Raw genomic sequence first — 7,131 nt, 5'->3', positions numbered from 1 at the left:
CCGACGGGAACCGACATCGAGGCGTGGGTCACGTCCAATGGCACGAATCCGCCGATCGATCCGGCTTCGGCCGCCCGCCGCGCGCGTGCCGCCGCTTTGGTCATGCTGGGCTTGCCTGGAACCGCTTTCATCTACCAGGGTGAGGAGCTGGGGCTTCCCGAGGATTTCGACCTGCTTCCCGAGGAATTGCAGGATCCGATTTGGGAGCGCAGGGGGCACGCGTTCAAAGGACGCGATGGCTGCCGTGTGCCGTTGCCGTGGACCGGAGAGAAGGACAAGGCCTTCGGTTTCAACGATTCCGGCCGCGCCTGGCTGCCGCAGCCCGATTGGTTCGCCGATTACGCTGCGTCCGGTCAGGAGGGCCGTGGCGATTCGACGTTGAACCTGTACCGGCGGGCCATGGCGATCAGGAAGCGCATGGTCAAGCATGGCGCCGATATCGACCTCGAATGGTTGGCGGACGATGTCTGCGGTCCGGATGGTTTCGGCTGGACATTGCCTTCCGGCATGACCGTGCTGACGAATTTCTCGTCGACGCGTTCGATCGCGTTGCCGGAGCATGCGGCTGTGCTGCTCGATTCCCGTTGTTCGGAAACCGCGGACCGGGTTCTTCCCGAGACCACCGTCTGGTATAAGCAGGTATGACCGGTTCCGGTGGGACCCATGACATGGGATCCATGGCATTGGAACCTGTGGCATTGGACCATGCTGATTCCGCGCATGACGACTGTGAAGGAGCGACCATGAAGACTGTCACCTGTCCCGTTACAATCCGCAGTACGATGGCGCGTCTCGTTCGGGGAGATGACCATAGTTGTTTCACGTGGAACATGCCAAACGGCATGGTCCGGATGGCCGAGGAACCGGACGTGGCATGCCCGGTGTGGAGCATCGGCATTGACACGCGGATCGACCAGCCAGCGGACCGTGCCGCCCGTTTCCAGGAGCAGGACACGTATGACCCGTTCCGCGCGGTCGAGGTCGGCTTCGATATCGGCATGCCGAACGATGGTGACATCCTGGCTTTGTACCAGCACAAGGAATGGTGGATGCGCCCCGCATGGGAGGCGACGTTCGCCGATATCCCCGAGCGCACCCAGCTTCTGTTATGGCGCTCGTCCGATGCATGGTGCGTGATGCTGGCGGCGTGCGGGGATGACATCCGCGCTGATATGGGGGCTTCCGACGGTAAGCCGCGGCTGCGCGCGTCCATCAACGCGATGGGCTTCACCCGGTTGTCCGGAATGCTGTGCGCCGTTGCCGTGTCTGACGATCCATACCGCGCCATCCACGAATGCGTACGCGTCATCGCGGGACGGACGCATATTCGCATGCGCTCCGAGCGGACGTTCCCACAGGAGCTCACCGGATTCGGATGGTGCACGTGGGATTCGCTCGGACAGAACGTCGACGAACGGGCGATCATCGCCAAAATGGAGGAATTCCGCCGCAAGAACGTGCCGATATCCTGGGTGCTGATCGACGATGGGTGGTCCGACGTCGATCGTGAAAAAGGCATGCTGCGTTCGTTCGGCGCGGATCCGGACCGTTTCCCGCAGGGGCTTTCGCACACCGTGCGTCTGCTGAAGGACGAGTTCGGAGTGAAGCATGTCGGCGTGTGGCAGGCGTTCCAAGGCTATTGGAACGGCATCGACCCTCACGGCGAAGTCGCGCGGCGGATGGATGGCGATTTGACGCGCACCGCCAATGGCTGTCTGCTGCCGGGCAAAACCGACGGCCAGGCGTTCGCCTTCTGGCATGAATGGGATAAGGGATTGGAAAGGTCCGGCATCGATTTCGTCAAGGTCGATTCGCAAAGCTCCACGTCGGTGATGACCTCCGGCATGGAAAGCTATGGCGAGGCGACCATCGGCAGACATGAGGGGCTCGATTCCGCGGTGGCCAGGCATTTCGACAATGCGCTCATCAACTGCATGGGCATGGCGCCGGAGGATTACTGGCATCGTCCGATTTCCCCGATCGTCCGAAGCAGCGACGATTACCTGCCGCACGATCCGCGCTCGCTTGCCGAGCATATTATGCAGAACGCCTTCAACGCGCTGCTGATGGGCGAGCTGTACCACTGCGACTGGGACATGTTCTGGAGCGAACATCCCCACGCGTGGGCGCATGGAATCATGCGGTTGCTGAGCGGAGGTCCGGTGTATTGCTCCGACGCCGAAGGGCATACGGACGAGAGGATGCTGCACGGCCTTCTCGACTTCGGTGGCGGATTGGCGCGTCCGGACGCCCCGGGCGTTCCCACGGTGGATTCGTTGTTGCGCGATCCACGGAAGTCCGCGGATGCCTTGGGCGTCCATGCGCGTTTCGGCGATCGTGACGTGACGGCTTACATCGGACTTTGCGAAGAACACGAGCAGGAGGTGCGCCTGGCCGCGCGCGGGCCGGCCCGCGTCATCCGTCCCGAAAGCGGAGAAGTCCGTCCGCTGCAAACGGGCGAGACCGTGTCGACGAGCGTCTCCTACGGGGACGTCGTGATCTTCGAAGAATAGCCGATATACCCCCGTCCCATCATTCATTTCCTGCTTTGCGAAACGCGCCGCGGGCAAGAAAGAAAAAACGCCTTACGTACCATTGGACATAGCAAAAGTTCATTCGCCTCGTTTATGCAAAGGAGCCCAATCGAAATGACGAATTTCAATCGTTCCACTCTTCCCGACACCGTCCGTTCCAACGGTGCCACCCCGAATCCATGGTGGGCCAACGCGGTGGTCTACCAGATCTATCCGCGGTCCTTTCAGGATTCCAATGGTGATGGTATCGGCGATCTGAAGGGCATCACCAGTCGTCTTGACTATCTCGCCGACCTTGGCGTGGATGTGCTGTGGCTGTCCCCGGTCTTCAAATCCCCGCAGGACGACAACGGCTACGACATCTCCGACTATCAGGACATCGACCCGTTGTTCGGCACGATGGCCGACATGGACGAGCTGCTCGCCGAAGCGCATGAGCGCGGTCTGAAGGTCATCATGGATCTGGTCGTGAACCACACGTCCGACGAGCACGCTTGGTTCCAGGCATCCCGTGACAAGAACGATCCGCACGCGGATTGGTATTGGTGGCGTCCCGCCAAGCCGGGCCACGAGCCGGGCACGCCGGGCGCCGAGCCGAACCAGTGGGGTTCCTACTTCGGAGGCTCCGCATGGGAGTACGACACGAAGCGCGGCGAATACTTCTTCCACCAGTACTCCAAGAAGCAGCCCGACCTCAACTGGGAGAACCCCGAGGTGCGCAAGGCCGTCTACAAGATGATGAACTGGTGGATGGATCGCGGCATCGACGGCTTCCGTATGGACGTGATCACCCAGATCTCCAAGACCGTTGACAAGAACGGCAAACTGCCGGGCGAGGACGGTTCCGAAATCGACGACCTGCCGGTCGGCGAGGAAGGTTATTCCAGCCCGTTCCCGTTCTGCTCCAACGGACCGCGTCTCGACGAGTTCCTCGCCGAAATGCGCCGCGAGGTGTTCGAAGGCCGTGAAGGCTACATCAACGTGGGCGAGGCTCCGGGCATCACCCCGGACCGCAACGAGTTCATCACCGATCCGGCCCACAAGGAACTCGACATGCTGTTCCTGTTCGACCACGTCGGCATCGACCAGGAAGGCTCCAAGTGGAACACCGTCCCGTTCGAGGTCAAGAACCTGCGCGCGAGCCTCGCAGCACAGCAGGAAGCCGTAAGGAACGCCGGCTGGGCCAGCCTGTTCTTCTGCAACCACGACCAGCCGCGCGTCGTCTCCCGCTGGGGCAACGACTCCGACCGCGACTCCCGCGAGCTCAGCGCCAAAGCGTTCGGCATGGTGCTGCACATGCACCGCGGCACCCCGTACATCTACGAAGGCGAGGAGCTGGGCATGACCAACGCCCACTTCACCAAGCTGGAACAGTACCGCGATCTGGAAGCCCTCAACGGCTACCGTCAGCGCGTGGAGGAAGCCAAGTGCCAGTCGTCCGAATCCATGATGGCCGCGCTCGCCCTCATCGGACGAGACAACGCGCGCACCCCCATGCAGTGGGACGCCTCCAAATACGCCGGATTCACCGCGCCGGACGCCACGACCGAACCATGGATCAGCGTCAACCCGAACCATGTGGAGGTCAACGCGGCCGAGGAATTCGACGATCCGGACTCCGTGTATACGTTCTACAAGAAGCTCATCGCCATGCGCCACAACAGCGCCACCATTGCCGCGGGCGAATGGCATCTGCTCGCCGCCGACGATGACCAGGTGTATGCCTTCACGCGCACCAACGGCGACGACACGATTCTCGTCGTGGTCAACCTCACCGACAGGTCCGCCGAACTTCCCGCGGATGTGGCGGAACTGCTCTCCGACGGCGCAAACGAATCGCAAGTACTGCTCAGCACTTATGATGCTATGCATAGCGTTAAATCGATCGCTCACGGCGAGCTCGCTCGCTGGGAGGGAGTCGTGATCCAGCTCTGATCGATCTTTCCCTATAACTCTCTGCGGAACGTCCGGCAGGTTCTTCACGAAACCTGCCGGACGTTTCTTTTTCCTTTTTCGTGCGATTCCGCTGCGTTCCTGCGATCGCACGGCATTTTCGGCAGACGTGCGCTTACAATAACGTCCATGGAACAAAACGAGGTGCTCAAAGCATTGCGGCGCGATCATGCCGCCGAATTGAAACTGGCCGCTGAACGACTGAAGGGCACCGCACGCCACACGGAGATTATTCCGTCCCCCGTGCTGTCCGAAATGACCGGACATGAGATCCTGCTCAAGCCGGAGAACCTCCAGGTTACCGGATCGTTCAAGATTCGCGGCGCATACAACAAAATCGCGTCGCTGACCGACGAGCAGCTCGCGCACGGCATCGTCACCGCATCCGCAGGCAACCATGCGCAGGGCGTGGCGTACGCGGCCCGCGAGCGTGGCGCGAAGGCTACCATCTGCATGCCTCAGATCACTCCGCCGTTGAAGGTGGATGCCACCAAGGCCTACGGTGCTGACGTGGTGCTGTGTGGCGAGGTGTTCGACGAATCAGCTGCGCGCGCGCAGGAGCTGAGCGATACCGAGGGCATGATTTACGTGCCGCCGTTCGACGACTACGAAGTGCTGTGCGGACAAGGCACCATCGGTCTTGAAATTCTCGAGGACGTGCCGAACGTCACCGACGTGGTCGTACCGCTTGGTGGCGGTGGTCTGGGCGCCGGCGTGGCGCTCGCCATCAAGACGTTTAAGCCGGAAGTGCGCGTGATCGGCGCCATTCCGGAGGGAAGCCCCGCGTGGAAGAATTCGCTGGCCGCCGGCCATGTGGTGGCCGCCGATCAGGTGCGCACGTCGGCCGAAGGCGTCGCTGTGAAGCGTCCGGGTGACCTCACGTTCGCGCTGCTCAACGAGTTCCTCGATGACTTGGTCACCGTCACCGAGCGTGATATCAACGAGATGATCCTGCTCATGCTGGAGAAGCATAAGCTGGTGGTCGAGGCCGCCGGCGCCGTGTCTTTGGCCGCGCTTGAGCATCTGAATCTGCGTTCGCGCAAGTTCGCCGAGGCGCAGGGCCCGCATGTGGTGGTGCCGATCCTTTCCGGCGGTAACGAAGACACCGTCTCCATCAGCGCGGTGATCCAGAAGGGCATGATTGCGCGTGGCCGCATCATGAACTTCGAGGTGGAACTTCCGGATACTCCGGGCCAGCTGGTCAAGGTGGCCACGATTCTGGCCGAGCAGCGCGCCAACGTCATCGCGCTTGACCACGACCAGTTCAAGGCCTCCAGCCATTACACCGATTCGGTGTCCCTGGGCGTTACCGTCGAAACCAATGGCCCCGAGCATATCGACCGCGTCCTTGACGCGATGCGCGCGGCCGGCTTCCAGCCCAAGCGCATCTACTGATTGTCTCTTTTGGGCAAGTGCGGATTCCTGCGGTTTCCGCGCCGATTCCGTACAAAAAGCTCCTCAATCCAATCGGGTTGAGGAGCTTTTTACGTTGCTGGATGTCACTTGCCTTGTTCCGCTGCAATCGTTTCATCAACCAATTGCGGTAGCGCGACCGCGATGTCGTCGCGGATCAGTCGTGTGGCCAGACGATCGTATTGCGTGCGGCCCATGTTCATGATGGTGATCGGCACGCCCGCCTGCGCGGCGACCGGTACGATGCTCGCCGCCGGCATCACTTCCAGCGTGGATCCGATGACCCACAATTCGTCGGCCTGCGTGGCCAGCCGGTACGATTTCTCGATCGCGCCGTCCGGCAGCGCCTCACCGAAGTAGACGACGTCGGTTTTGATGAGTCCGTCGCACGGCATGTTTCCGCTGTACGGCAGTTTGCGGTGGCAGTGCGGATCCGGCTCGTTGTCGAGATTCGCCATGATGTCCGCCGTGTTGTATTTCGCATGGCATTTCATGCAGTGCGAGGTGCCGATGGTGCCATGCAGATTGACGATGATGTTGCTGCTGTTACCCGCTTTTTCATGCAGCGCATCGAAATTCTGCGTGGCGAGCAGTGTCAGCATGCCGGCCTGTTCCAGCTTGACGAGCGCCTTGTGCGCGGTGCCCGGTTGCGCGTTCCATACCGGCGATTCCTTCTGCCAGCGCCAGGAGTATTCACGATCCTCCTTGTTGGCCAGGAACGCGTCGATGTCATATACGTTCATTTGCTCGGGGTGTTTGGTCCACACGCCGTCCGGTCCGCGGAAGTCGGGGATACCTGCGGACGTGGAGATGCCCGCGCCCGTCAATACTGCGATTTTCTTGCTCATACCTCCATACATACCACCGCGCGGTTTCCATTGTCCGGCTTTTTCCTTTTCCAAGGTCTGTTGCGATTGCGCGATGCATGGTTTCCAAGCGACCGACACGCCGTGTGTTGTTGTTTTCTCGTTCACCTGCCCGTGGTTTTCAGGGCTTATGCTGGTCCCGTCGATGGTTCCAACCCGTGTTTGGCGTGTTTTCGACACGCCGGTGGATGCCTGTGTTTCCAATGGTTCGCGTCTTGCCTGGACGGGCCGGGTTGCGTGTTTGGCGTCCGTGCTGTAAGTTTATCTCTTGCTGCCGCTCAGCGAGTGGTCCGGTCGAGACCGGATGGCGAGGTGGGTGAGTGGTGGTGGTTTGAGAACTCAAGAGCGTATTTGTACTACTTCTT

At 61.0% G+C, this 7,131-nt stretch carries 4 protein-coding genes and 1 pseudogene; 4 read left to right on the top strand and 1 reads right to left on the bottom strand.

What is annotated here, in order from left to right; all coding sequences use genetic code 11:
- The 4 genes and pseudogenes from ACR0P8_RS08015 to ilvA form a co-directional block, all read left to right on the top strand.
- Positions 1-645: pseudogene (locus ACR0P8_RS08015) on the top strand (alpha-amylase); the annotation flags it as partial.
- Between the two features lie 206 nt (positions 646-851).
- Positions 852-2,513, top strand: a complete 1,662-nt coding sequence (locus ACR0P8_RS08010) for a Sip1-related alpha-galactosidase (protein ID WP_432624581.1) — start codon at positions 852-854, stop codon at positions 2,511-2,513.
- A 135-nt stretch (positions 2,514-2,648) separates the two neighbouring features.
- On the top strand, positions 2,649-4,469 hold the full coding sequence (locus ACR0P8_RS08005; protein WP_432624580.1) for a glycoside hydrolase family 13 protein: 1,821 nt from the start codon (positions 2,649-2,651) through the stop codon (positions 4,467-4,469).
- A gap of 147 nt (positions 4,470-4,616) precedes the next feature.
- Positions 4,617-5,882 (top strand): threonine ammonia-lyase, encoded by a 1,266-nt coding sequence (ilvA, locus tag ACR0P8_RS08000; protein ID WP_432624579.1) that lies wholly within the window; start codon positions 4,617-4,619, stop codon positions 5,880-5,882.
- Between the two features lie 104 nt (positions 5,883-5,986).
- On the opposite strand, the gene ACR0P8_RS07995 is transcribed toward ilvA, so the two are convergent.
- On the bottom strand, positions 5,987-6,748 hold the full coding sequence (locus ACR0P8_RS07995; protein WP_432624578.1) for a Sir2 family NAD-dependent protein deacetylase: 762 nt from the start codon (positions 6,746-6,748) through the stop codon (positions 5,987-5,989).
- Between the last annotated feature and the right edge of the window lie 383 nt (positions 6,749-7,131).

This window comes from Bifidobacterium sp., from assembly GCF_050874245.1.
GTDB lineage: Bacteria > Actinomycetota > Actinomycetes > Actinomycetales > Bifidobacteriaceae > Bifidobacterium.
The sequence above is the reverse complement of the archived record's forward strand: the minus strand, read 5'-3'. Positions and strand labels throughout refer to the sequence as shown.